Consider the following 26371-nt stretch of genomic DNA (forward strand, 5'->3'; position numbering starts at 1 on the left):
CTACTTTAGTTTAACGCATTATATTGTTTGATCAAAGAATCCTTCGATATCATCCCAGACATCATCCAAATAACCTTTGGCATGCCGACTCCCCGGCATCATCCGGGTTCGATATGGAATTTGGTGTTTGGTCAGTGCCTGAGCCATGTCCAGAACACCGCTGGTCGGCACAAATTCATTCAGCGAATTAGCCAAATACATCTGGCCGGTCTTGTCGGTTACCCGATGAACCGGCGTTGCTTCGGCATACTGGTCAGTTCGACCATTGAAGTAGTTGGTCACAAACCATTTGTAAAATGGATCGTTGGCACCAGTTTGGTTGATGTTTGCACTAGCCGTCGAGTTAAAACCACTGGTATCGCCTTCCGCAGCCACAACATCCTCATGTTCACCCAGCCATTTATCAATATCCAAAATGCCGGATAGTGAAACAATCGGAATCCCATACTTGATGGCGAGCTCGACGGTCATATTCCCGCCGGCAGAAGACCCAAATGCGCCGATGTGATCGTGATTGAATGGCAAGTCAGACTTCTTCAGCCACTCATATAAGTGATCCATATCTTCCAATGGTGCGGGATAGAATGCTTTTGGGGTGATCCGGTATTCCGGGGTCACAACCAAATATCCAGCTTCCACGAAACGAATCGATGCATCTGCATCCTTGGATTTGTTGCCACGGAACCAACCGCCACCATGAATATCGATAATGGCACCTTTGCTTTGGGCTTTTTCAGCATCGTAATAAATATCAGTTAATTGATGGTTAATGGAATCATATTCAACGTCTTTTTTAATCACTAAATTTGTCATGTGAATCCTCCTCAAAGTAATAACTTATCTGGTCACCAAAAGTATCTACCCAGAGAAGGTTGTGGTCAATCAAATCGACTCCAACAAAAAACAGCCAACTATGGCTGTTTTTTGTTGCTTTATGATTTCGTAATCCTGAACCCAAAATCAATATCCTTGCCAGCCGGAATGTGATATTGTTCCTCAACATCCCTGCCCCAGCTATCGATCCCACCAACACCACGAACGGCGCCTAATATTGAGACAACCGTCCGTCGAGGTAATGGTAATTCCTCTTGGTGAGTCGCATTTTCCAGCTCTTCAGAGGTGTATGGCAAGCAGCTGAAAGCAAACGGCTGGCCGTCATTGACAAATTTAATCTTGAATGGCGTACTTGATTTATCTGAATTATCCTTGGTGGTGTTGCGAGTGACCGTCAATGATTTGGTAGCCATGTGAACGCCGCAATCTTGTGGCACCATATAGTTAGTCACTGGCAGGCCATCGACCTGATATTCGCCGGGAATCCCGCCAGCCATGCGGTCTGGATAAGTTTCTCCAGACAAGCCATCGTATTGAAAACCAGCTGCCAAAGTCGGCATCACAAAGCGAACGCCAAATGCCGGTAAATCAGGTAATTGATCATTGCCAGTATAGTGGACATGAACCGCAATATCACCATCTGGCATAACCGTATAACTGATTTCAACATCAGTCGTTGGGGTGGTTAAAGTCGTGAAATGATAGATTACCTCAACCTTATCCGCGTACTCATGATTGGAATATTTGTTATTCAATGGGGCACTCGGAAATTCAATTAATTGATCATTAATCTTAATATCCACTTTATCTGCACTGGCAAACATATCAGCACCGTACCACTGAACTGATTTCTGTGAAAAACCGTTACCACGGTCATTATCAGTAGTTGCCCGCCAGAAAATCGGCTTTGGCTCCCGATACAGCCATTCCTTGCCGTTGATGACCATCGACTCAATTCCGCTTCGAGTGTAATTGAAAATATAATGGAAGTTGTCGCCGCCGACACCTAATCCACCATCGCTATAAATCACGTGTAACTGATTATTTGTGTTGACCATAGTAATATTTCACCTCCTGCATTGCTGGCTTTTCTGTACGATCCGCAAACATCAACCCGTCACCGGAAAATTCGTAATCAGACATCCGGTCGTCAAAATCGCCACCATATCTCAAAACTTTTTGGCCGGTCACTTCATCATTGACTCGAATTGCTTGATCGATGAAATCCCAGATAAAGCCGCCCGAATACATTGGATACTTGTCGATTAAATCAATATACGATTTCATGCCGCCAAGTGAATTTCCCATGTCATGCATATATTCGCAGAGTATGAATGGCTTCTTCGGATGGTTATCAAGATAGTCTTTAATTTCATCAGGGGAAGCGTACATCCGGCTTTCAAAATCCGAAATTACATCTTCATACTTACGATTCTGGACAACCCCTTCGTAATGGACCAACCGGGTTGGGTCAACACGCTTATAAAATTCCTGCATCGCTTGAATATCATCACCGGCATAAGATTCATTCCCAAGTGACCAGAAAATAATGCTGGCATGGTTCTTCAACATTTCATAGTTATTGCGAGCCCGATCGACAACAGCTGCTTTCCATTGCGGAACCGATCCTGGAACGTTGTAGGAAGGCTCCACAGCGCCAAGCTTCTGCCAGGTGCCGTGGGATTCCAAATTATTTTCCGCCATCACATAAATTCCGTTGATGTCACAAAGGTGATACCACAACTTGTGGTCGGGGTAGTGACAGGTTCTAACGGCATTAATATTGTTGGCTTTAAACGTCCGAATATCAGCCTCCATATCATCCACCGAAACGACTCGGCCGGAATCACAATCCCACTCATGTCGGTTGACACCATTAATAACCAGGCGTTTACCGTTATACGTCAACACTTTATCCTGATTAATTTCAATTTTTCTGAAGCCAAATTTATAAGGCACAATCTCTAAAACATTGCCATCTTTGTCATCGATTTCAATCGTCAGTTGATACAAGTATGGATCGTGGTTACTGTAGAGGTGAACGCCTTTAAAGGGCGCGTCTTTCACGGTAATTGAATCTGTAACCGGTTGGGTATCATTATAGAGTTGGTTGCCATCCGCATCGCTCACGGTTACTTTGGCGACCGCCCCGGATTTGTTAACCGTCATTTTGGTTTCAACGTTTAATGTGCCATCTTTTAAATCATCCGATAAGGTCGGTTTGATCGAAAGATCTTCAATGTGGGCTTCAGGCTGGGCAATCAATGAAACGTCTCTGAAAATGCCAAAGAAACGGAACATATCCTGATCCTCAAGAAAAGCAGCAGTACTCAATTTAAACACTTCGACAGCCAAGGTATTTTCACCCTCTTGAAGATATGGCGTCAAGTCAAATTCTGAAGGTGTAAAACTGTCCTCGGCATATCCAAGGAAGTGACCGTTCAGCCAAACGTACATTGCCTTTTCAACGCCGTCAAAACAAACCCGCACTTTTTTATCTTTAAAGGCTGGGTTCAATTCAAACTTTTTGATGTACTGACCAACGGGGTTATCAGGGGCTTCACTGAACATCCCTTCGCCCTTATCGTTTTGGTCGAGTGCATAAGCTGGCCGGCGATAGATTTTTCCTTCCCATGGATACATGGTGTTAATGTAATGAAATTTGTCGTATCCAGCAAACTCGATGTGTTCTGGAACTTTAATTTCATCAAACGAACTTGCGTCAAAGTCAGCATCGTAAAAATGTTGAATTCGATGCATTGGATCCTTCGCAAAAGCAAATTGCCATTGCCCATTCAGGCTCTGAACAAAGCTGCTATCATCGTTTCTGATTTCATCGGGGGACCGATAAAATCGATGATCACTGTGGGCTGGCAGCATTCCTACCCGGAAAGTTTCCGGGTCATCCAACCATTTAATGTCTGGTTCCATAAATATCTCACGCTCCTATTCCTTCATCTGTGCACTAATTATAATGTAAGCGCTTAACCTAAATCTGTCAATAAACATTTAATTAAACATCGATTAAATATTTAACTGGATTTACTAAATAAAAAAGTAGGCTTCAAAAATAAAGTCTACTTTTACCAAATGCCATATTAAACTAAATACATTTCCCTTAGTCGTTCCTGCTGTTCTTTAGTAATGTGAAGCCCATTGATGATAAATTCACCAACCGATCCAAAATCTTTTTGCATTTCATTAATGGCTGATTTCAGATATGAAAGGTCCACACTACCATCAATCTTAGCAAATTTAATTTCAGCCCGAGTAGCACCTTGGGCTTTCAAGCCAGCAATGCGTTGCTCAATTTTCGGTTTCAAAAAATCATTAGACGCAATGTAGTCCTTAAAAATCGTTTTTGAATCGACACCCAGCGTATAAAGGATCAACGCTGCGGCAACTCCAGTCCGATCTTTGCCGGAAGTACAGTGCCAAAGGATTGACTTCCCCACTGGCTTCTTCAGCAAGGCCATAAACAAGTCGTGATAAACTTTGCGAGCTTGTTTCGAGGTTGCATATGTCCGATAGTGCTTGCGGTTATTTTCAGGATTAATCTTGTAGTAATAAGTCTCCCGAGTATCGACAGAATCATTAATATATTTCACACCCGGCATTGCAATGTCAGGTCGTTCATTGACCTCTTCAGGTCGGCGCAAATCAAAATCTATTGCTAAATTATAAGTATTAACAAGTTTATTAATATCTGATTGAGTTAAATGATTCAGTCGAGCAGATCTCAAGAGCAAGTGGCTTTTGACGACCAAACCGTCTTTGGTCGGATAACCGCCCATATCTCGGACGTTGAAAGCTCCTTGCAGATGGATTTCATGTTCTTTCACATTTTTCAATGTTCTTAAAGCAGGTTGACTGACGGAAAAAGTTTTTGTGGCCTCCCCGGTACCGGGGATTGCCCCTCCTGATAGTGCAGAAGCGACAAATGATTCATGACGTTCTTTCATGTAAAACCCTCCCAACTTTCTCAATCTCGCATATTCCAATGTAACACTTTTAGTATAGAAGGGTAATGTTTTTGCTTGGTTTCGATTGTGTAAAGGAAAGGTAAAAGATGAGATTGTTTAGAAAAAATGAGGATAACCTCGCTAGGCCTGGAAGCATTTATTATACTCACTGCTCCCTTCGGCCTTTGAGCTATGCTCCGATGACCCAGGGCCCGGAGTACACTTACATTTTTCTCCTCATCTTCAACATAATCAGCATCGCCACAATTAACGCGATTGAAATGCCCAACGTCACCATCCAGGCGTACTGCAACCCTGCCAGAGGCAGCTTCACGTTCATACCATAGAATCCTGTGATAATTGTTGGCACCGCCATTGTCAGTGACCAAATCGTCAAGAACTTCATTGTGTCGTTCAGGTTATTGTTGGCAATGCTATTAAAGGTATGATCGATACGGTCGACCACCTGAGTTTCAATTTCAAACATTCGTTGAACCTGCTCACCTTCAATTTGAACATCCTCGAACAAGTCCATTTTATCTTGGTCAGCGTTTGCACCAAAATGGGTCTTTGGTAACCGATTCAACTCACTGAGATTGGTCTGAACCGCACTGGACAAGAAAGTCAGTGTCTGTTGTAAATGGGACAGTGAAACCAAATCACTGTTCTTGGTTTTCCTGTTCAGCATCTTATCCAAATAATTGCGCTTCTTGGTAATCCCACGAGAAATTGGGATAAAACTGTCAACCACTGCAAACAATGTCTCCAGAATAAACGCGTCCACTGTCTGCACCTCTGGATTATCCATTGCAGAGTACAATGCAGTATTCACCTCTGGGATATGGCTTTGGTTGAAGGTAAACAAAACGCCCTTATGAAGCAGCATCCCAAAAGGCTGAGTAATGTACCGTAAGGCCTGCTTATCCAATGCATATGGCGCTAAGAAAATGAACAGCTGATCGTCTTCATTTAAGTCATAAACATAGTTGGTGCTTTCATCTTTATCAGTAACGTACTCGATGATATCCTCATCAATTCCATACTGGTCTTCTAATGTTGCACGTTCTTCTGCATTGATTTGAATCGTTTCGATCCACTTAGTGCCGTTAATCATCTTTTCGGGTTTGATCATCTGACAATCCCCCTGTAAGTTATTAAGTTCTATTTTAGACCAAAAAATATCAAACCGCAGACAATTTTTCAAATTGTCACCATCTTCCCTCTCATCTACTAGATGGACGGTAGCGTTTCCATTCCCCACGTTAACCACCTTGGAATTCCAATCTCATTTAATTACCAAAACACGAACATTAATAGATAAAATTAATTACCAATTACATATTGATTATTGTAAAGCGAGTGTTTATAATGAAAAGCAATTAGCAATGCGAATTATTTATTTTTATTTTTAACTAATGTTCGTGTTTAGCCGAATTTTATAAATTGAGGAGAATAATTAATGAAACGCAATGATAATGGTTTGCTCTATGGTCCAGAGGATAAGGTTTCCTATTTTCAATCAGGATTATTAGGTCTGCAGCATGTGTTGGCGATGGATGTTTATGTCCCACCAATCATCATTGCCGGCTTATTGTCAATGAGCCTGGCACAAAAGACCGGCTTCTTGCAGGCAGCATTTCTGGCTTGTGGGATTGGAACAATTCTTCAAACTAAATACTTTATGAAGCTGCCAGTATCCCAAGGCCCGTCATTTGTTCCGATTGGCGCTGTTGCCGGTGTTTATCTCGCAAATGGGGCTTCCAATGGCGGTATGGCAACTGTTCTTGGATCCTTGGTTGTCGGTGCCATCCTCTTAATTTTACTGGGAATCTCAGGCATTTATCAAAAGATTATTAACACACTGGTGCCAGCAATTGTTGGGGGAACCATCATCACCTGCGTGGGTCTGTCATTATTACCTTCAGCACTTAATGACAATATCTTTAAAGCAACCGGCAACATTAATCAAAATATCGAAATTGCTGCAATCACTGCTTTAGCAATGTTGATCGCCATTACCATCGGGATTCGGATTCCTCAACTTCAACGTTTATTCAAAGTCAGTTCAATCATCATTGCCTTAGTTGTTGGCACTGTGGTAGCTTCCATGATGGGCCGTTTTGATTGGTCAGTCGTTAACAACGCCGCTTGGATTAGCCTGCCCCACTTTACTTCATTACATTATGGAATTCACTTTTCATTACCCGCTATTTTGACATTTGTTGTGATTTATATGGTATTAACCACTGAAACCACTGGAACCTGGTTCGCCATGAGTGCCGTTGTCGGTGAAAAGATTACCAAAAAACAATGGAACCGTGGAATTATCGGTGAAGGACTCAGTTGTTTAACCGCTGCCCTGTTGGGAACGACGCCAATGACTGGTTATTCAACCAATGCCGGGGTTGTCTCAATCACCGGTGTCGCCAGTCGTCGGGTGTTTGTATCTGCCGGAATTTGGCTTATCGTTCTTGGGTTCTTTGGCAAACTTTCCGCCTTCCTCTCAGCTGTACCTGCAGCTGTCATTGGTGGAATTTTCTCAATCATTTGTGTGATCATCATGCTCAACGGATTAAATGTTATTCGCAATTTAGCCACAGATGAAAGTTCAATTTACGTTCTGGGAATCCCAATCGTCTTGACCATGGCCGTTATTCTCCTGCCTGCCAAGGTGGTTAGTGAAACGCCTCAAATGATCCAATACCTGCTTGGCTCACCCATTACGATTGCCGCTCTCAGTGCGATCATTATTAATCTGGTCATGGGCAATCGAAAAGTTTCAGAGTCAACCGAAGACACAGAAGAAAAGGTCGAACCTGTATCTAAGGAACAATTAGCTGAATCTAAATAATCATTCATGTAAGCAAAAAATCTCAAGCCTCGATAAAACGGGCTTGAGATTTTTTTGATACGTTTATTTGGTTAATTTGTTATAAACTTCGTCGGCAATTAAATCGTTGGTCCACATCCAAACAACGTGGCCCAAAGCTTCGGAGACATGTTCCTCAGCTGGCTGATCTTTGGCAGCAGGCACCGTCCCCATTGCTGGCATAATGCCAAGATGGAAGGCTCCCCAAACACCGAGACCAAATAAGGTACCATCCCCGAGCTTGATCACAGGAACATAATGGCCGGCAAGACTGTAGAACATCGCAAATGAAGTCGAGAACCCAAAGTGAATCACGTAACTGACCCATGGTAATTGTTGATCCGAATACGTATAAGTTGCATGGGTGACCTTCTCAGGTATGCCCGCTTGTTCCAACAAACGTTGTGGCGGATTGGTTTTATTCCGTTCTGGTGTTCGTGGCGGCAGAACATTTTCCCAGCCTAACTTGACGAGGCCGGAAATGACTCCGGCAACGCCGCCAGCAATTAAGGCAGCTTTCCAATTGACTGATTTACTCATGTGACGATCTCCTTTCGAGATTAACGTTACCCTCATTATAAGCCAACAATCGAATCTTCAGGCAATCTTACCCGAAAAATGCTTCTATTTGCTTTTTTCAAATTTACCTGTTATAGTACAGATAATGTATTTAGCTTCGAAACAAGGTCCATCGTTCTACTAAGAATGACTCCTTACTTTTCAAGTTTCAAATGCAAAATTTATCGCGCTATGCGCAACGGAGGTTTCATTCTTATGGAACAAGGTACTGTTAAATGGTTTAATGGAGACAAAGGTTACGGTTTTATCACTTTAGAAGACGGCAAGGACGTTTTTGTTCACTTCTCAGCTATCAATGCTGACGGTTACAAGACCCTTGAAGAAGGCCAAAAGGTCACTCTTGACGTTGAAGACAGCGATCGTGGCCCACAAGCTGCTAACGTTTCAGTTGTTGAATAATTAAATCAAACAAAAAATAAAAGCCTCCTGTGAGGGGCTTTTTTTGTTGAAAAAATTTTGGGGAACAGGTTGACTAAGTTTGCCAGCCGCTCACCCAAAAGATTAATCAAAATCAGCGATGAACACTTTTGTTCACCACTGATTTTTTTGTTAGGCTCAATTTTTCTAATTGCTATGAAGGATTAGCTCAAAAGATTCTAAAAAACAGTCGTAATAACAGCGCCAGAGACAATCAATACAAGACCAAAAATCATATACATCATCTCACGCCGACTCTTGGTCTCTTGCATCCAAATCATCCCCAACAGTGTCGAAATGACAACCGCCAACTGTGATGCCACAAACGCTGAATTGACCCCGTTGGCATTAACCGAAAGAATATATGTAATCGCCCCAAAAGCATAGACTAACCCACCGGCAATGCACAACCAGCTGGCGCTTTCCTTAAAAATTGCGGTCTGTCGAGTTACGATGACATAGATCAAGACTGCCATAACCATCCCGACACATTCCGGTAAAAAGATTGCCAAGCCAGAGCTGCTCAATCCCCGAGGAATTGCCATATAGACAATATACCCCAACGTTGTAAATAGCAGCATGATCATCGTGTTGACCTGATTTTTATCATGCCCCTTTTTGCCAGACCGCTGATCTCTAATTGACGTCAACCAAATACCAACAATCAGCACCAAAATTCCCAGCGCACCGAGGACTTTTTCACTAACAGCTGACCACTCACCGAAAACGACCACCCCTACCAAGGAAGTCCCGATTAACTGCATACCGGTTGAAACTGGCATCGTTGCTGAAACACCAATATTTTTCAACCCAATAAATTGGCCAATCTGGCCAACCACCCAGAAGGCACCAGCCAAAGCAGCAATTAAAAAGGTAACAGTCGAAATATGTGGATGGTAAAAAATAAATAGTACCAAGGCCGAAACCAATGCCCCGATGGCGGTCCCAAAAATTTGATTGGCAGGTTTGCCGCCAATGCGGGCAACGACAGGTGGTAACAGACCCCACCCGATTGCCGGCATGATCATTAACAAAACGTTCATTGTAACAACTCCCCAGATTAGTTTTGGTCAGAAATGGATCGTGCACGGGTATTCAAACTGCTTTTATCGAAATCAACCAAGAAGCTGTCGTTGAACTGCTGGCGATCCTTGAGATATTTTTTGCCAAATTCATCAATCAGCCCATGGAATTCCTGGGCATCCTGATAAGTAAACATCTTCGGAAGCACGATTCGTTGCTGCAGCTTGTGATAGTTCTTCAAATTTCGAAAGCCCAGATAAGTAAACAGCGTCCTGGCATATTTATCAGCGATGAATGCCGGCTGATCGAAAACATATACTAATAATGAGTCTGCCGTCTCCTCACCTACCCCAGGAAGCTTCAGCATCGTCTCTCGGAGCTGATCACCATATGTATCGACCATCTGACTGAAGTTGCAGTGATGTTCGTCAAACCAGCTTAAAACGGCTCTGAGGCTCTTACTTTTATTGACATAAAATCCACTCGACTGAATCAAAGATTGTAACTGTTCAACAGACAGATTCAAAATCTGCTTAACATTCAAACCAGTTTCATCCCGCAAGTTGGTCAAAGCCATATCAACGTTATTCCAATTCGTATTTTGAACTAAGATAGCGCCGATCACGATTTCCATCTTGGAATCGGCCGGCCACCAATGTTGTGGACCCATTTCTTGATACATTTTCTGATATAGCGGAATTGGATTAATCACGGTTTTTCCTCCTCAATCCCAGTCATTTCATTATGAAATTTTGAACAGCAACTTAGATTGACCACTGCGGCTGCGGTTCATTTGTGGTAGCGCTATCATACAAGATTACGTTATACTCAATATATAACAAATTTCAGGAGGAAACCATGACTGAACAAGAAAAAATGCTGGCTGGAAAGATTTATGATCCATCCGATCCGATTTTGCAAAAACAGCAGCACAATGCCCACCGACTTTCCAAACTGTATAACGACACCTTTGATGAAGATACTGAAGAACGGGCCAAAATCATCGCTGAACTGCTCCCAAAAGCAGACGAGTCCATTTACCTTCAGGGACCCATCTTCTTTGACTACGGCATTTACACGACGATTGGTGACCACTTCTATGGCAACGCGAACCTCTCAATCTTGGACGACTGCCCCGTGACCATTGGCAGCAATGTCATGTTTGGGCCAAATATCACTTTAGCCACACCCATGCATCCCTTCCGCTATCAAGATCGGAATATCAAGCAACGAGCGGACGGCTCTGAATATGACGACGAGTACGCCAAACCAATCCACATCGGCAATAATTGTTGGCTCGCCAGCAACGTCGTCGTTGTGGGTGGCGTCACCATTGGCGATGGCTGCGTAATTGGTGCCGGTAGTGTTGTCACCAGAGACATCCCAGCCAATTCGTTGGCGGTTGGTAATCTATGTCGCGTACTACGCAAAATTACGGATGACGACGATATTCATTTAAAGCCTGAATTATTCTAGATAAGCGTCCACTCAAAAAGGGGTCCAGACAAAGTTATAATTTTGTCTGGATCCCTTTATTTGTCACTTAAATTAGGACTTCTTCAATTTTCTTGATTGATATGCCAAGAATGCCCAAGCAATCGCTCCAAAGAAGATTGGGCCGATGATTGTCCAGAATGCAGTGACATAATCATGTTCCAAAATTGGGTAAACGGCAGTAAACCCGATTCCGAGAACCAGAACAATCAACACAATGATTGAAATTGTATCAGTCATCCAACGTTTCGTATAAATTTCAAACGGACGTTCCAAATTCTTCTTCCGTTTGAAGAATGGGAATGCGGCAACTAAGAAGATGTATGGGAATGATGTGGAAATGTTTCCCATGTTCGTCAAAATCACGTAGAACTGTTTGGCACTTGAACCACCAAAGGTTACGAAGAAGATCAGAACGGCAACAATGATTGCTTGAGTCCACATTGCAAAACCAGGCATCCCCTTCTTGTTCAATTTAGTCATTCGAGCTGGCCAGAAATTGGGATTGGATCCCATAATAAATGACTTCAGTGGTGAATATACCAACAAGAAGAATGACCCCATGTAGGCCATGAACATACTTAGGCCGGCAAATCGCGCAAAGCTAGTTCCCAACAATGTGCTGGCTGCGGCAGACAAATGCAAGCTTTGCCCCAGTTCAACACCCAGGTTGGCCATCAAGACATAGGTAATATTTCCCAAGTTAACATGGCCATTGCCAAGAACAGAGTGCCAGTTGGCGGTGATCCCCCACAAGAAGATCGACAGTGAGTACATCACAGTAATGACCAAAGTGGAAATAATCAGGCCACGAGGAAAAGTTTTCTCAGGGTCGTGCATGTTATCAGTGACACCACCCAAGGTTTCAGTTCCGGCGTACGCAAACACTGCGTAAACCATGAAAGAAATCAAAGCGATTGGTGATTGAAAATCGGGATTAGGTGACTGAATAAAGTCGCTCATCCCAGTCACTGGTTGTGCCAAGTGACCGCTGTTCATAATCAACACGATCACACTGGCAATCGCAAAGATGACAGTTAGCAATGAAACAAAGATTCCACCAACAGAGGAAATTTTAGAAATTGAATCCATCCCCCGAACAGCGAACCAGGTGACGGTAATGATCCACAAAATAGCCAGTAACCCAATCGTTTTGGTCGAACTCAGGCCGAGGAAACTCCAAGTCTGCGTCGTATCATGACCAAAGATGGTCGTAGCAAACGGAATCCAAACCTTGGAGGCCGTTGACATCATCCAGATAATCCAAGAGGATAGCCAAATAAATGTCCCAATAAAGGCCCATTCTTCGCCAATCGATCCAGCCAGCCAGGAATAAATTCCGCCATGTGCATCTTTAAAAGTTGAACCATATTCAGCGAACATCATTGCGGTTGGTAATAAGAATAAAATAGCAGCTAACACGTACCAAATAATACTTGCATACCCCATCTGTTCATAAGCAACGGTGGTGTTTGCAAAACCGTAAATCGTCGTCAAAATCATTAAGATTAAACTAACTAAAGTGATCTTTTTCTTTGACATAATATTGATACCCCAATTTATAATTGATAAACGCCTACAGGTAAACGTTTTCGGACAAAAGTCAGTGTAGCACTCAATTATTAAAATTAATTGCGGTTATCTCACATATCGAACAGTTGATTATTAAAAGATTCACAAGTTACATTATAATCGGTCTTTCAGGTGATCGTGAATAAAGAATAGCACTGGAATTAGAATTTACCAGTAAAATGCATTCAAAGACATTTTTCTAATAATAGTTTAATGATAATCAAAGGCAGTGCTTAGAAGCTGCTTAAAATTTTCAACAAAAAAAGATCGACCTATAATGGTCGACCCAAAAACAGATAATAGAATTAGTCCAACTTAGTCTTGCTGACAACGTTTAATTTGTCATCAAAGTCATAAACCACTGGTTCACCGGTAGCCATTTCAAGGTTCATGATGTCTTCGTCAGAAATGTTTTCGATGTACTTCGAAAGTGCTCGTAATGAGTTACCATGAGCAGCAATGATGACGTTCTTGCCATCAAGCAGCTTAGGTGCAATTTGGTCTTCCCAGAAAGGCATTACACGTTCGAGAGTAACTTTAAGGTTTTCACCACCAGGGATAATATGTGGATCAAGGTTGGCGTAACGACGGTCGTGAACAGCAGAACCTTCGTCATCAGCCTTCAAAAGTGGAGGCAATACATCGTATGAACGACGCCAGATATGAACCTGTTCGTCACCATACTTTTCAGCAGCCTTCTTCTTGTTGTGGCCTTGCAAAGCGCCGTAATGACGTTCGTTCAAACGCCATGATTTGATTTCTGGAACCCAAAGTTGGTCTGAGTATTCCAAAGCATAATGTAAAGTCTTGATTGCACGAGTCAATACTGAAGTAAATGCGAAGTCGAATTCAATGCCGGCCTTTTTGATTAACTTACCAGCGTTGATGGCTTGCTTAACTCCTTCTTCACTCAAATCAACATCGACCCAACCAGTAAATTGGTTAGATAAGTTCCATTCACTTTGACCATGACGAATTAACACAAGTTTTGCCAATATAATTACCTCTTTCTTTATCTCTATCAGATTGATTTTACACCAAATGGGATTATTTTTCAGCCTAATTGTGAAACTTTTATAAAGTGAAGTGATCCACGATTACTTATGAACCCTTACGTAGTAGCTTTTTAGGCTTGATGACATGGTTCTTAACTCCCAGAATGTCCAGGAAGAACGTAAAGATTGGTACCCCACAGACTAATCCCCAAATGCCAAAGAAATGCTCACCAACCAGCAAAACCACAAAGGTATAAAAGATTGGCAGGTTAGTCTTGGATGCCATGAAGTTGGGATTCAATACGTATGCTTCAAATATGTGGATAACGATAATCGTAATCAACAGGTAAAAGACATCATTGATACCACCAACCGAGAACCCGACCAGGGATAACGGAATAAACGAAATGATCACTCCAGCAACTGGAATCAGGCTGAAGATGAAGACCATCAGTGCTAACGCTGCCAGTTGTGGTAATCCCATGATGGCGATGACAATCGTGGTTAAAGCCGTGTTGCACAAAGCGATGAAGAATTGGGCTTCAATGACAACACCAAAAGTTGAAACAAATTTCTTACCAAAGAATGCCAAGTCTTGGAAGAACCAGCCAAAATCACTATCTAATAGTGACGCAGAGAAGCGATTCATTTCCTTGAGTTCGATGGTGAAGAAAAAACTTAACATAATTGACAGGAACAAGGTTATTCCCATCGTTCCAACACCCGTCACGTACTTCCAGACCAGGGAGACCCCGTTTTTCATCTGGGACATGACGTTACTTTGTTTGATTAATTCATTCACCCACGAGAGTGTGCTGTCATCCGGCAAATTTTTCGGGTTGGAGTAAAAGTTAATGATATCCTGGGTTACATTGATCGTTTGATCTGCAACTTTTGGAATATATTTAGTGATCGCAAAGTACAACGCTAAAATCACTAGCAGGTAAACAACGATGACGATCACAACCGCTGGTATTTTAACATGCCGGCGAATCGAATTAGTTAACTTGACGACCAGCAATGAGAAAATAAACGTCAACAGCACGGTGCTGATCATGCTTCGTGTCACGTATAACACAAAAATTATTAACATCAATACTGTGAATCTTCTCAATGGAATGTTGTTTACGAACCTTGCCCAAAGTGACAAATACTCGACCCCCTCTTGGTCTGATTAATTGAAATTAATTCTACTCTTAGAAAGCGGTTCCTCACAAGCATTATTGCTTGTGGATCACCAAAATTCTGAAAAGTGCGAAAAAAGCCGATTTGAGCACGTTTGCACTAAATGATAATCGAACCAACAGAGGCTGAGACAAAAGTGTTTTGCCTCAGCCTCTGCCAATCATTTAATTATTGTCTAATAACGTGCTTTCACATATTGGCCAATTGTTTCACCATTCTTGTGGGCACCCTTGATAATATTTCGAACATCCTGATCACTCATGGCATTGGAATCAACACCTGCGGCAGAAATCTGTTTTCTGGCACTGGCAACCTGAGCAGCCGTGATTGGCTTCCCATCGAGATCCCGCTCACCTTTAGTAACCGTGTATTCATTAGAACCTTTGTAGGCAGCTGCAGCTTTCTTCTCAGCAGAAGTCAAGCTGGCACCTTTGTCACCTGTCACGTTGGGATTGTTGCTGGTATTACTGTCAGAGGTGCTGGATTCAAAACTATTTGAACTGTCTGAAGAGCTGCCTGTAATTGCACTGTTGTTCTTATCACGCAATGTTTCGGCTTTCTTCAAGATGTCAGCATAGTATTTCTGATGGATTGATTTATCAGAGAAAATCTTGTCCAACGTGCTGTTTGACTCGGTATACTGACCATTACCAGCTTGATCAAGCGCTTGGTCGTAAATCTTATTATAGTTTTTCCGATTCTTTTGAATAGCGTTAATTTTGGTAATTCTCGCCTTGGCCCGATCAGCCAAAAGCTCATTACCTTTCTTGGTGTTGGCAACAGATTGATACTCGCCCTTTGCCTCACCAAATTTGAGTGAATTAAATAAATCATTTGCTGAAATAAACGACTGTGTCTGATTCAGAACCTTATTCGCCTTATCATCATTTGGCTTACGCTTCAATGCATTGGTAAATGATGTTTCAGCTGCTGTATATTTTTTATTTGAAATTTGAAGGCGGCCTCGCTGCATAGCCTCAGCGTAAATTTTTTCATTTTGACTATGACGGGCGTATGCGTAACCACCAACCGATGCACCGATCACAATGGCGATTACAATCCAGATCCATTTTTTCAAATTGAAGCCCTCCTAATAAAATTTGTTCAGATTTATTATAACATTTTTGTCGAACTGACATTTTCGTGCAGGCGAATTGTTAGTCGCATGATTTGGCAAAAAGTTCTTTAGAGTCTATTATAACAAATGACTGATGCAGACTTTGAATGAAATCTTTGTTATATTAAATTTAAACGCTTGAGAGGAGCTTGGAAATGGCAGACAGTTCAGAAGAATATATTAAACAGCACATGTTTGGCAATCCCACCGTAAAACCTGACGAAAAACGCGCCTTCCTGGGTAACTTTAGGGAACGCGTGGCACTGGCACTTACCATTGGCCAGCTTCAACAAACTGGAACGACGGAGATGGTCACAAAGATTTTGAAAAATTATCCAGAATATCGACTGTATATTAATGGGCGAATGGATCAGGAATTAATCGACCCGTTCATGGATATTGCGATTAAAGAAAATTATAAATACACCATTTTGGTGCAAAATGGGATGCGGGTTGACCAACACTTGAGCCCCAATGACTTCGGATTGGTAGTCGCAAACCCAACCGAAAAAATTAAGCGTCGAATTTTACTATAAAAAAGGCCGGAACAAAAGTTAACACTTTTGCTCCGGCCTCTTTTTGACTTGTATTTTTATATAGCACAATAAGATTTCACAAGCTATTTCTATGATTTACCCCTTGTCACACTTCCAATCAGTATGTACAATCTGCCATTAAATGACCATCGCAAGTAAAAATACTGCCAGCAATCCCAAAACAACCGAGATTGCCATGGACCGTGTCCAATAAGCAATCCCGATAACGATCACTGCAGCAATCATCTCAGGTGCTCTGTTCACAAGTGTCACCGTGTATTCCGGAGAAATAAAAATATCTTTGACGACCAAGGCGGTAAACAAAGACACAGGTACATATCTCATCCATTCGTTAAACCAATTTGGAATTTTTCGAGTACGAAAAAACATTAGGGGAATTAAACGTGGTGCAAATGCCACGCAAAAACACCCTAAGACTAACCAAACATGTTGTGTCGTGTTCCATTCCATAAAGATAGCTCCTACTCATCAACGTCTTCGTCTGCGTCCTCAGGTGACCCAGCGGGGTTCTTCATCGACCTCAGCCAACCACTCTTTGGACGGTACTTTCTGATGGTTGCTTCGACCACGAATCCAATAAATGATGCAGCCAAAGTGGATAAAACCAGGCCCAATGTGGATTTGGTGATGACCATGAAGAAAGCAGCTAAGAATCCTGACAAGATACAAATTACAATAATCAATCCGTTCTTCAGCTGCATGACAATCATGTAAAGGAATAATGCAGTTAAAGCAAAGTGGACAATCGTTAAGTCGATGTTAATTGCACTACCAATCAGGCTTCCAATCAGGTTGCTAACAGTCCAAAAGAGCAGTGTCATGTGTTCAACGTGCAATGCTTCACGCGGCGTAAACTTCTTATCCGTTGAAAACTTCAAATAGTTCAATGCGTAGTTTTCATCATTCATCGACGCCGCAAACAATGCGGTAAACCCAAGTGACTCCCCATGCAGATACTTAGAAAGACTGGACCCCAGCAACGCATAACGAAGTTCCAAAAAGAACATCATTAAGATCACCGAAAGCATTGGGGAATTGGTTGCCAGAAGTGAGGCGATTAAAAATTGGGCACCACCGGAAAAGACCATGATTGAAACCATCAAAGTGGTCCAAACATTAAAGCCGGATGCGTTCAGTAAAATACCGCATGCCAGCCCAATTGGAATGTAACTCAAATCTACAGGTAAAGAAGCATCAAGAATTCTTCGCCAATACGGAAGCTTCTCCCTAGATTTTGCTTCAGCTTTTCCCAAAAGGATTCCTCCATTTAAACCCAACTCACACATTCGTAATATGTGTGTAAAAATAATGTAAACACAATCCACATACAATTATATGGGATATGACGCAATTAATAAACACCTTTTGTGTAATTGAATTTTAAAACAGCCTCAATATCGCGCGCCATAAGCGAACAAAGAGATTGGCTTTTTTCACAGATTTGTCAGTAACCATCACAAACTTACCCGCTGAGTGGCCAATGTATTGCAATCGTTTGCCGCCAATACTCAAATGGGCATTACCAACCAGCGTCCCTTTTTTCGTTGGCGATGCCAATTTGGCCGGCTTATTCACATACTTCCCGCTAATCTGGCTTGCACGAGTCCCCTTACTTGCCCAAACCCATTGATTCGATTTGGTAACAGGCAAAGTCGTTGTTTGTTTTCCATCAGGAATTTGCGCCTTACCCACTCCGGAAATGGTCGAACCCGCAGCTAGTTTAATCGGTCGTTGAGTAGTGTACACCCATCTCATCAGCTTGGCAGTCTGAATGAACCTTGCCGGATCACTGGCACTCTTGTTGCGGGCACCTAACACCACGGTGATAATTCGATGTTTACCATTTTCAGTTGCTGAGCCAACAAAACTTGCACCAGCTTTATCAGACGTCCCGGTCTTAAGACCATCTACCCGAACGCCATTTGCAATGCTGTGATCATCAATCAACTGATTGTGGCCAGTCATCTGGGTTCCGTAAAAGTTGGCCGTGGTTTGACGAGTGATATTTGTGATGCGAGGAAATTTTTTCAAAATGTTCTTTGCCAATAACGCGACATCGCTTGCAGACAGTAGATTTTCTGCATTACCGCTCACATTTTTAAGTGCTAACTTACCGGTCAGCTTATTGGTTAGGCCAGATGCATTGTAGAATTTACCATCATGAATGCCAATGCTACGAGCCGTTTTGTTCATCAAGGCGGCAAATTTTGCAGGAGTCCCGGCAATTTTTTGCCCCAGTGCCAGAGCAGCGGCATTGGCAGATTCCACTAAAGTGGCGTTAACCAACTGGCGGACAGAATAAGACCGACCGGCTGTTAACGGAACGTTTGTCAGCCCTGAAGCGGTACTGAGTTTGGCAAGTTCGGCTGAGATTTTAACTTTGTCGCCCCACGCAAGCTTGTTCTGTTTAATTCGCTGATGAACGATGTAAACCGTCATCAGCTTTGAAATAGACGCAATTGCTCGCGGCTCGTTGGCATTCTTTTGATACAGAATCTGGCCGGTTTGCGCGTCCACGGCAATCGCCGATTTAGCGTAAATATTGGGTGTTTCTGTAGCTTGGCTCTTAGCATCTACGCTCACTGACAGCGCTAAAACGCAAAAAAAGCCCATCAAGGCTGTTAAAAATCGTAAACGATGCTTCATAAAATTCTCCTTTTATTCAGCAGCTTTTTTCTGACCCGGCTTACTTAACTTGTCGCCGTGTTTGACTGGCAGATGAATGGCGAAAGTCGTCAAGCCTTCATCTGAGCTGACGTTAATGTAGCCGCCATGGAGGTCAATGATACTTTGTGCAATGGCCAGACCCAAGCCTGAACCGCCGGTATCCTTGTTCCGCGAGCTTTCCACCCGGTAGAATCGCTCAAAAATCTGGTCAAGCGACTTCTTTGGAATCTCTGGGCCGTCGTTGGCAACATGAATCACAACTTCACCAGGTTGACCACCCGTCGCACTCAAATAAATGTGGTGACCGCCCTTGCCGTACTTGATGGCATTGGAAATTAAATTGTTAAACACCCGACCGAGTTTTTCTGCGTCAGCTTCAATATACAATGGTTTGTTGGTTTCTTTAGCAGAAATCGCCAAATCGCTTTTATCAGCTTCCAATTCAAAACTGGCCACAAGTTGTTCCATCATTTGATTGAGATCAATTCGGCTGATTGAAAGCGGTGTTCCGGTTTGTTTGACTTTCGTATATTCAAACAGATTATCAACCAGGGACTTCATTTGTTTGGCCTTAAGATAGGCGATCTCGGTATACTTGAGCAAATCTTCCTGACTATGATACTGCTTATCACGGATCAGTCCAAGGTAACCCAGAATAGAGGTCAAAGGTGTCCGCAAATCATGGCTGACATTGGTGATCAATTCATCTTTGGAACTCTCGATTGCCCGTTCTTCGTCCATGGATTTAATCACACTATCAACCAAAGCATTGATACTCTCAACAACGGATTGGGTATTTCCGCTTAATTTGAACGGAATTCGGTGATTCAAATGACCGTTGGCAATATAATGCAGTTCGCTGATGATGTGTCGCAGCTGCATTTGATGATAACGACGGATTAAGCGCCAATAAACAATTGCGGCATCAAACAGAACCATCAAGACGATGAAGATATTTTCCCAGCTCCACAAATGCATGTGGTCTGGTCCGATAACAATCGATCGCTTGATGATAAAAATACCATCCCGCAAACCGGGGTTCGTATAGATTGATTGGTTAATTAAAATGATAATTGAAAGGTTTAAAAGCAACAGTAAAATAACCGTCACAATTCCTTCCAGGAACAATTCGGTTTTTTCGCGGCCCGTCAGTTTCATGCGACATCCCCCATTTCAAAATTGATTCGAATTAATGGGACTCAATCTTGTAGCCCACGCCCCAAACGGTTTGAATAACTTTCTCGCCGTTGGTAGCTTCCTCAATCTTGTCACGCAGGTGGCTCACATGAACCATGACAGTCTTGGCAGAAACGATACTTTCCTGACGCCATACTCGTTCAAAGATTTCGTCAGCTGAAAAGACCCGGTTGGGATGGCTGGCAAGCAGGTATAAAATACCAAACTCTAAAGCGGTCAATTGAATCGGTGTGCCAGTGATCGTTTTAACTTCGTGAGAATCCTTGTTGATGGTTAACGGGCCGATGTCCAAAACATCTGGCGTGTCATTGGTGACATGCTCCTCAGTCCGACGAAGGAGAGATTTAACCCGCGCCATCACTTCAAGGGGATTAAATGGCTTGGTAACGTAATCGTCAGCCCCACTGATGAGGCCTTGAATTTTGTCCATGTCTTCAGTCTTCGCTGACAAAATGATGATTGGAATCTGGGAGTCTTTACGAACTTCCTTCACAACTTCAATTCCGTTCATCCCTGGCATCATGATGTCGAGGATCATCAAGCCAATATCTGATTCAGTTCGCAGACGAGTCAGCGCTTCTTGACCACTATAGGCAGAAACTGGCTCATACCCTTCGTTTCGAATATAGATTTCAAGCAGTTGAGCAATTTCCTTGTCGTCATCGACAACTAAAATTTTCATAATTTAATCAACCTCATTATCGTATTTACTATTATTTTATCATTATTATGTGCGTTGCTTTATCATTTAGCATCCAGTTCTGATTCTACACTTTTTAACAAATTCGACAACCATACTTGAAATGCTACTGTAAGGCGTTTGCACAACGTTTACAAGGATAGCAGGGAAAGCTTAAGAGGAACTTAAAGTTGGGAGAGAGTGTGCCGAGCAACGGTTTGACACGCCAGGTAGGCTAGGCATTTCGTGGCCGTCGGAGAGCTAAGGCTTCTCTGGTTTAAATCCCGGGTTTGGATTTGAATCAGAGAATCTTAGATCGCAGTGTCAGTTGCGTCGAAACACGTTTGGAGTGTGACGAAAGGCGGTTTGCTTCCGGTGCATAACCTAGGATAACTTTTTGAGCTGCAGGCTCGGAAAGTTATCCTAGGCTATGCGTAGGAAGCAGCCTTGAGGAACACGTTCTGGCTATGTAAAAAGAAAAAACAAAGGGTCAATATCATATAGCTGCCAAACAAAAAAGGCCAGGCAACCATAGTCGCCCAGCCAAACGCTATTCACTATATTTCGTTATGCAAGCCTTCCCCATCCGTTCGCGTCTCCCTTACATAAGGCAGATCGCCAATATCTTCAAACGGATGGTCGTGGAAATGGCCTGGACCCATGTGTGGTCCATGACCGTGGCCGTGATGCATGTGGTGCATTTCATGAGCCATTCGAGCACCATGCATCCCAACTGCTACCCCAGTGATGAACAACAAGCTCCCTATCACAATTGATTTTGCTTCCATATTTGCATCCCCTTAAATCAATTTCTGATCCTTCAAAATTTCTTCCAAGTACGTTCCTTTGACATGCTTCAGTAACCGCTGGATAACCATTTTCTCAGGCGCACTCAGCGGCAATTCCAGCAGAGATTTTTCATCATTCAAATAGTAAACCGAACTGAGAATGGCCCGAATATCAAATGAGGAATCAAAGACTTCCGGAACGCCACGGTCGACATCCAAAAGTTGATAAACGGCTTCCATTGCAGTTCTAACCGAGTATTCAGTCGTGAAAACAGTATCGCGCTTAGTCTCGGCGAAGTTGCCAATGAATGCCAAGTTCTTGGAGCCTGCCGGAACGACTAACGGCCGATCGCCTGCCTGACGTGGCATGAAGTACGAGGTGATGTAAGGCATGTGGGCCGGAATCGTGTTGGCTGATTTGGCAATGTCTTCGATCTGATCTTCAGGTACGCCAATGTGATACAGGAACTCCTCGCAAATTTCAATTCCTGAGCAGTCGGCGATCTTCTTTTGAACGTAATTACCTGGTAAGTCAGAGAACAAGCCGTATGTCCAAACAACTAATTCATTTGGTTTCTGCTGAGCAAAATGTGGCTGGCGGCTAACCGTCAATCCCATCAGCCAGTTCGAATCTCGAATCGACACTGGCCCACTGGTGACCAACTGGCCGCTGTGTGGATCTTTTTTGGTAATCTTTTGGATGTAGGGAACTACCCGGTCATCGCTAAATGTCGTGGTCGCAGAAATGACCCAGTTAGCCGGTGGAATGTTTTGATAGAACTTCTTTGGATGGCCGAAAGCCGGATCTTGTTTGGCCAGATTCTCCCAAAGTGTCCAAGCAGCACCAGTTGCGTGCTCCTTTGGTGCCGGATGGTCATTATCACCATACGTGGTGCTTTCGGTGATTGAGCCATTGGTGATGAACACCAGATCATTTTCAGAAAGGTCAATGTTCTTCTCAACACCATTCTCCACAATTTCCAGTTGTGAGGCGACTTTTTGACCGTCAGACGTTTCAACAACGACATTATCAACTGTCGTATTGAATTGGAAACTCACACCGCGATCTTCCAAGTATTTGACCATTGGTTTGATCAACGACTCATATTGGTTATACTTGGTGAATTTCAATGATGACATGTTTGGCAATGTGCCAACGTGATGCACAAATCTCATCAGGTAACGGCGCATCTCTGCAGCACTGGCCCAAGGCTCGAAGGCAAACATCGTTGACCAATCCAGCCAGAAATTAGATTTGAAGAAGTCACCACCGAAAACATCATTGATCTTCAAATTATCTAACTGATCTTCCGGTGTCATGACCAACTTGGCGATCTCTTCAACTGCTTTTCTGGATAAGGTAAATTTGCCATCGGTTGGAATTCGTTGGCCTCGTTTCTCGATTGCCCGGGCATGAGAAAAGCTGGGATCATCCTTATTCAGCCAGTAGAATTCATCCAAAACTGAAACATCAGGGTTCTCCAAACTCGGAATTGAACGGAACAGATCCCATAATGTTTCAAAATGCTGTTCCATTTCCCGGCCGCCCCGCACGATATACCCCTTGGCAGGATTATAGATGCCGTCCATGCTGCCGCCAGGTAAGTCCAATTCTTCTAAAATATGAATATTTTCTCCCGGCATCTGCGCGTCACGAATTAGAAAAACGGCAGCTGCCAGTGATGCCAAACCTGAGCCGATCAAATATGCAGACTTCTGGTCCACTCCGATCGGTTTCTTCGGTTTCGCAAACGCCTCATAATTACCATTGGAATAATACATACATATGCCCCCTTCAAAAAGCACATACACCATGTAACCGTTTACAGGGGTATTATAAACCCATCCTCAATGAGTGGGGTCAGATTTACCCAGCAATTTTGCGGACGCAAAAAAGCCTTGGCGCATCAAGCATCCAAGGCTTTTCGTTAACTTATTATTGAGCATCAGCTTCAAGAAGACTCTCTTGGAGGGCTGCTAATTTAGTGGTGACATATACTGGAAATTCGTCGGGATTAACCAACCGCTGAGTGGCGCTTGGAATCTCGGTGAGCTTTTGTTTGGAGTACTTCTGGATATCAAAGACGCTTGGGAAACTCATCTTCAAGTCGGATCCAGCTAGAACTTCATTTTGTAGCGGTTTGGCATCAAACTTCTCAATCCGTTGTTCCCGCTTGGTTGCCAATGGATTGGCTTTAACAACCGTGATTGGCTGGTCCAAAGATTCATCATTCAAAGCAATCACATCTGCAAAGGCCTTGTCCGTACCGGGCTCATACAAACGATATACTTGTTTGAGCCCAGGTAATGTGACCTTTTCACGACTGGCACTGACTTTAATCTTTGGGATCATCTTGCCGTTTTCAATCACGGCAGCCAGTTTGTAAACGCCACTTAAAACAGGTGATGAAGCACTGGTAATCAATTTTTCGCCAATCCCAAAGTTATCCAGCGGTGCGCCTTCATTTAGGAGTGAGGCAACAACGTGCTCATCCAAAGCATTCGATGCGGTGATCTTAACTTCCGGCAAACCAGCAGCATCCAACATCTTACGAGCTGCCTTAGATAATTGACTGATATCACCAGAATCAATTCGAATGCCAACTGGTTTGTGACCGTTGGCCTTGAGTTCCTTGAAGACCTTGATGGCATTTGGAACCCCGGACTTCAAAACGTCATAGGTGTCGACCAGCAAGGCAGCGTTGTCGGGGCATACTTCAGCCCATTTTTCAAAGGATGTCAATTCATCCGGGAAAGACTCAATCCAGGCATGAGCCATCGTCCCAGCAGCCGGAATACCAAATGCTTTGGCCGCCAAGACATTGGAAGTGCTGGAACAACCGCCAATGACAGCGGCTCGGGCGCCATACGTCGCACTGTCAGGTCCTTGCGCCCGCCGAGCACCGAATTCCATCACTGGCCGGCCACCTGCAGAATAAGTGATCCGGCGGGCTTTAGTCGCAATGAGGGATTGGTGGTTCAAGATGTTCAAGACCATGGTTTCAAATAGTTGCGTTTGCAACAGGGGTCCTTGAATTGTTAATAATGGTTCACGGGGAAAGACCGGGGTCCCTTCAGGAATTGCGGCAACTTTACAATCGAATTTAAAATCCTTCAAATATTCCAAGAAGTTCTCTTGGAACAGATTCAGTGATCGTAAGTATTCAATATCACTATCATCGAAATGGAAATTTTGGAGTGATTTGACGGCCTGCTCCAAGCCGGCAGCAATCACAAAACTACCATTATCAGGAACTTTGCGGAAGAAGACATCGAAGACCCCTTGCTCATCCGTGATGGTTTGACGGTAGCCATTGGCCATTGAAAATTCATATAAATCAGTCAGCATTGATAAATTATTCATAGTATTTCGACTCTTTCTTAGTTGATTTAAAGTACCTTTAACTTTTAATTAGTTAAAATAAAAGTTGTTTCAACTTTTATTCTACGTTACAACGACCAGCGTCAGATTTCAAGGATTTACGCACTCAAATGTGCCAATTTGTATAGTCGAGCCGGCCGCCCCGGGCCATTTACCTCACTGGAACCAATGTCGGTAAAGAGTTCCTGGTGGCTCTTCTTGAAGTTGGAGTTATCGATTTGTTCCACTCGAACTTTCAGAAATGGCGAATAAACTCTGCGGGCATCTTTGAGGGTGAATTTTCCGCCAAGGATTAAGAGAATGTTGGGTTGATAATCAAGTTTGTTACGAATTCGATCGCAAGCCACTTTTAAAATCCATTCATGATCAAAAGCCAAATGTTTGTCCGGGTCGGCATTGGTGCCGCCAAATTCAGAATAGTACGTCCGTTGAACTGGGCAATCAGTCGATTGGAAAATATGATCAGAGTCACTAAACGTATATGTTTTATCGGTGTAGCCCATCGTGAACCAACGGGCATCGGAAGCCCCATAGCCTGCCTTAAGTTGTGGCTTATCCGGTAAAAAAGTCATGTATCCTAGTGATAGTGCGCGGTCGCCAGGGGTTCGCAAAGGATTAGTAAAAGTGGCCAACTGTTCAGTGTGACTGCCGGACAGATCCATCCCGATCTTTTCCTTAACTAGCCGGAGTGCGGCTTCCTCGGCGCTTTCCTGGGCACGCATGAAAGTCTCTGGCAGCGCCCAATAATTATTGTAGGGATCGTTGTCGCGTTTAACCAACAGGATATTGACCCGGTTGGTGGCGTGGTCGAAGCTCCAGATTAAATTAGTGATCGTGATAAATGGCCGTTCGAGAATATTTTCTGAATCCAACGGTATGCCCTCCCCTGCCTAAATAATAAATGTTACTAATAGAATTATGATACTCCTAATTAGTAATAAAAATGATAATTGTTACAAATATTCACGAAATTTTAGCATTCCGGGTCAACAAATTCAGTTGGATACTGTCGCTGTACCTCAGTCGGTCGGCTCTGCCTGCTGTAGTGGCTTGG

The 26371-nt window shown here is 43.2% G+C and carries 25 protein-coding genes; 4 read left to right on the top strand and 21 right to left on the bottom strand.

Annotated elements, in window-relative coordinates:
• Nucleotides 1–18: 18 nt before the first annotated feature.
• The 5 genes from FD05_RS03970 to FD05_RS03990 form a co-directional block, all read right to left on the bottom strand.
• Nucleotides 19–813: an alpha/beta hydrolase gene (locus FD05_RS03970; protein WP_020280919.1), complete on the bottom strand. Its 795-nt coding sequence runs from the start codon at nt 811–813 to the stop codon at nt 19–21.
• A 119-nt stretch (nt 814–932) separates the two neighbouring features.
• The gene (locus FD05_RS03975; protein ID WP_039932686.1) at nt 933–1892 is read right to left on the bottom strand and encodes a beta-galactosidase small subunit; all 960 of its coding nucleotides are present in this window, start codon (nt 1890–1892) and stop codon (nt 933–935) included.
• Nucleotides 1876–3765, bottom strand: a complete 1890-nt coding sequence (locus FD05_RS03980) for a glycoside hydrolase family 2 TIM barrel-domain containing protein (protein ID WP_020280917.1) — start codon at nt 3763–3765, stop codon at nt 1876–1878. Before FD05_RS03980 ends, FD05_RS03975 begins: the two co-directional genes overlap by 17 nt.
• Before the next feature lie 167 nt (nt 3766–3932).
• A complete protein-coding gene (locus FD05_RS03985) occupies nt 3933–4796 on the bottom strand; it encodes a tyrosine-protein phosphatase (protein ID WP_020280916.1) in 864 nt (287 codons plus the stop codon).
• A 223-nt stretch (nt 4797–5019) separates the two neighbouring features.
• On the bottom strand, nt 5020–5928 hold the full coding sequence (locus FD05_RS03990; protein WP_020280915.1) for a magnesium transporter CorA family protein: 909 nt from the start codon (nt 5926–5928) through the stop codon (nt 5020–5022).
• 327 nt (nt 5929–6255) lie between these two features.
• Here FD05_RS03990 and FD05_RS03995 point away from each other — a divergent pair, with 327 nt between their 5' ends.
• Nucleotides 6256–7647 (top strand): uracil-xanthine permease family protein, encoded by a 1392-nt coding sequence (locus tag FD05_RS03995; RefSeq protein WP_020280914.1) that lies wholly within the window; start codon nt 6256–6258, stop codon nt 7645–7647.
• A 63-nt stretch (nt 7648–7710) separates the two neighbouring features.
• Here the strand turns inward: FD05_RS03995 and FD05_RS04000 are convergent, their stop codons facing one another.
• Nucleotides 7711–8205, bottom strand: coding sequence for a DUF1440 domain-containing protein (locus tag FD05_RS04000; protein WP_020280913.1), 495 nt, complete (start codon nt 8203–8205; stop codon nt 7711–7713).
• A gap of 234 nt (nt 8206–8439) precedes the next feature.
• Here FD05_RS04000 and FD05_RS04005 point away from each other — a divergent pair, with 234 nt between their 5' ends.
• On the top strand, nt 8440–8643 hold the full coding sequence (locus tag FD05_RS04005; protein ID WP_020280912.1) for a cold-shock protein: 204 nt from the start codon (nt 8440–8442) through the stop codon (nt 8641–8643).
• A gap of 197 nt (nt 8644–8840) precedes the next feature.
• Here FD05_RS04005 and FD05_RS04010 read toward each other — a convergent pair whose 3' ends face one another.
• Together FD05_RS04010 and FD05_RS04015 are read right to left on the bottom strand one after the other, a co-directional pair.
• A complete protein-coding gene (locus FD05_RS04010) occupies nt 8841–9704 on the bottom strand; it encodes a GRP family sugar transporter (RefSeq protein ID WP_020280910.1) in 864 nt (287 codons plus the stop codon).
• A gap of 17 nt (nt 9705–9721) precedes the next feature.
• On the bottom strand, nt 9722–10396 hold the full coding sequence (locus FD05_RS04015; protein ID WP_020280909.1) for an endonuclease III domain-containing protein: 675 nt from the start codon (nt 10394–10396) through the stop codon (nt 9722–9724).
• 146 nt (nt 10397–10542) lie between these two features.
• On the opposite strand from FD05_RS04015, the gene FD05_RS04020 reads away from it, so the two are divergent.
• Nucleotides 10543–11160, top strand: a complete 618-nt coding sequence (locus FD05_RS04020) for a sugar O-acetyltransferase (protein WP_020280908.1) — start codon at nt 10543–10545, stop codon at nt 11158–11160.
• Between the two features lie 72 nt (nt 11161–11232).
• Here the strand turns inward: FD05_RS04020 and yjeM are convergent, their stop codons facing one another.
• The 4 genes from yjeM to FD05_RS04040 all read right to left on the bottom strand — a co-directional run bounded on the left by yjeM (nt 11233) and on the right by FD05_RS04040 (nt 16008).
• Entirely contained in the window at nt 11233–12720 is a 1488-nt protein-coding gene (gene yjeM, locus FD05_RS04025) for a glutamate/gamma-aminobutyrate family transporter YjeM (protein ID WP_020280907.1), read from the bottom strand.
• Between the two features lie 335 nt (nt 12721–13055).
• Nucleotides 13056–13745 carry a 2,3-diphosphoglycerate-dependent phosphoglycerate mutase gene (locus FD05_RS04030; RefSeq protein ID WP_039932683.1) on the bottom strand — a complete coding sequence of 230 codons (690 nt, stop codon included), beginning with the start codon at nt 13743–13745 and terminating at the stop codon, nt 13056–13058.
• A 106-nt stretch (nt 13746–13851) separates the two neighbouring features.
• The gene (locus FD05_RS04035; RefSeq protein WP_191980521.1) at nt 13852–14838 is read right to left on the bottom strand and encodes an AI-2E family transporter; all 987 of its coding nucleotides are present in this window, start codon (nt 14836–14838) and stop codon (nt 13852–13854) included.
• A 267-nt stretch (nt 14839–15105) separates the two neighbouring features.
• Complete coding sequence (locus FD05_RS04040) at nt 15106–16008, bottom strand: hypothetical protein (protein ID WP_020280904.1); 903 nt, start codon at nt 16006–16008, stop codon at nt 15106–15108.
• A gap of 194 nt (nt 16009–16202) precedes the next feature.
• On the opposite strand from FD05_RS04040, the gene FD05_RS04045 reads away from it, so the two are divergent.
• Entirely contained in the window at nt 16203–16583 is a 381-nt protein-coding gene (locus FD05_RS04045) for a DUF1694 domain-containing protein (protein ID WP_020280903.1), read from the top strand.
• A 138-nt stretch (nt 16584–16721) separates the two neighbouring features.
• Here FD05_RS04045 and FD05_RS04050 read toward each other — a convergent pair whose 3' ends face one another.
• The 9 genes from FD05_RS04050 to FD05_RS04090 all read right to left on the bottom strand — a co-directional run bounded on the left by FD05_RS04050 (nt 16722) and on the right by FD05_RS04090 (nt 26189).
• On the bottom strand, nt 16722–17054 hold the full coding sequence (locus FD05_RS04050) for an AzlD domain-containing protein (RefSeq protein ID WP_039932679.1): 333 nt from the start codon (nt 17052–17054) through the stop codon (nt 16722–16724).
• Nucleotides 17055–17065: 11 nt separating this feature from the next.
• Nucleotides 17066–17857: an AzlC family ABC transporter permease gene (locus FD05_RS04055; protein ID WP_039932677.1), complete on the bottom strand. Its 792-nt coding sequence runs from the start codon at nt 17855–17857 to the stop codon at nt 17066–17068.
• Nucleotides 17858–17984: 127 nt separating this feature from the next.
• Entirely contained in the window at nt 17985–19250 is a 1266-nt protein-coding gene (locus FD05_RS04060; protein WP_020280899.1) for a D-alanyl-D-alanine carboxypeptidase family protein, read from the bottom strand.
• A gap of 12 nt (nt 19251–19262) precedes the next feature.
• Entirely contained in the window at nt 19263–20429 is a 1167-nt protein-coding gene (locus FD05_RS04065; RefSeq protein ID WP_020280898.1) for a sensor histidine kinase, read from the bottom strand.
• 31 nt (nt 20430–20460) lie between these two features.
• Nucleotides 20461–21150, bottom strand: a complete 690-nt coding sequence (gene croR, locus FD05_RS04070) for a response regulator transcription factor CroR (protein ID WP_013727423.1) — start codon at nt 21148–21150, stop codon at nt 20461–20463.
• A gap of 554 nt (nt 21151–21704) precedes the next feature.
• A complete protein-coding gene (locus tag FD05_RS04075) occupies nt 21705–21935 on the bottom strand; it encodes a hypothetical protein (protein WP_020280897.1) in 231 nt (76 codons plus the stop codon).
• A 12-nt stretch (nt 21936–21947) separates the two neighbouring features.
• Nucleotides 21948–23717 carry an oleate hydratase gene (locus tag FD05_RS04080; protein ID WP_020280896.1) on the bottom strand — a complete coding sequence of 590 codons (1770 nt, stop codon included), beginning with the start codon at nt 23715–23717 and terminating at the stop codon, nt 21948–21950.
• 154 nt (nt 23718–23871) lie between these two features.
• Nucleotides 23872–25299 carry a nicotinate phosphoribosyltransferase gene (locus tag FD05_RS04085; protein WP_039932675.1) on the bottom strand — a complete coding sequence of 476 codons (1428 nt, stop codon included), beginning with the start codon at nt 25297–25299 and terminating at the stop codon, nt 23872–23874.
• A gap of 116 nt (nt 25300–25415) precedes the next feature.
• Nucleotides 25416–26189 (bottom strand): NUDIX hydrolase, encoded by a 774-nt coding sequence (locus FD05_RS04090; RefSeq protein ID WP_020280894.1) that lies wholly within the window; start codon nt 26187–26189, stop codon nt 25416–25418.
• Nucleotides 26190–26371 lie beyond the last annotated feature (182 nt).

Origin of the sequence: Lentilactobacillus otakiensis DSM 19908 = JCM 15040, from assembly GCF_001434145.1 — a bacterium.
In the GTDB taxonomy this organism is placed as follows: Bacteria; Bacillota; Bacilli; order Lactobacillales; family Lactobacillaceae; genus Lentilactobacillus; species Lentilactobacillus otakiensis.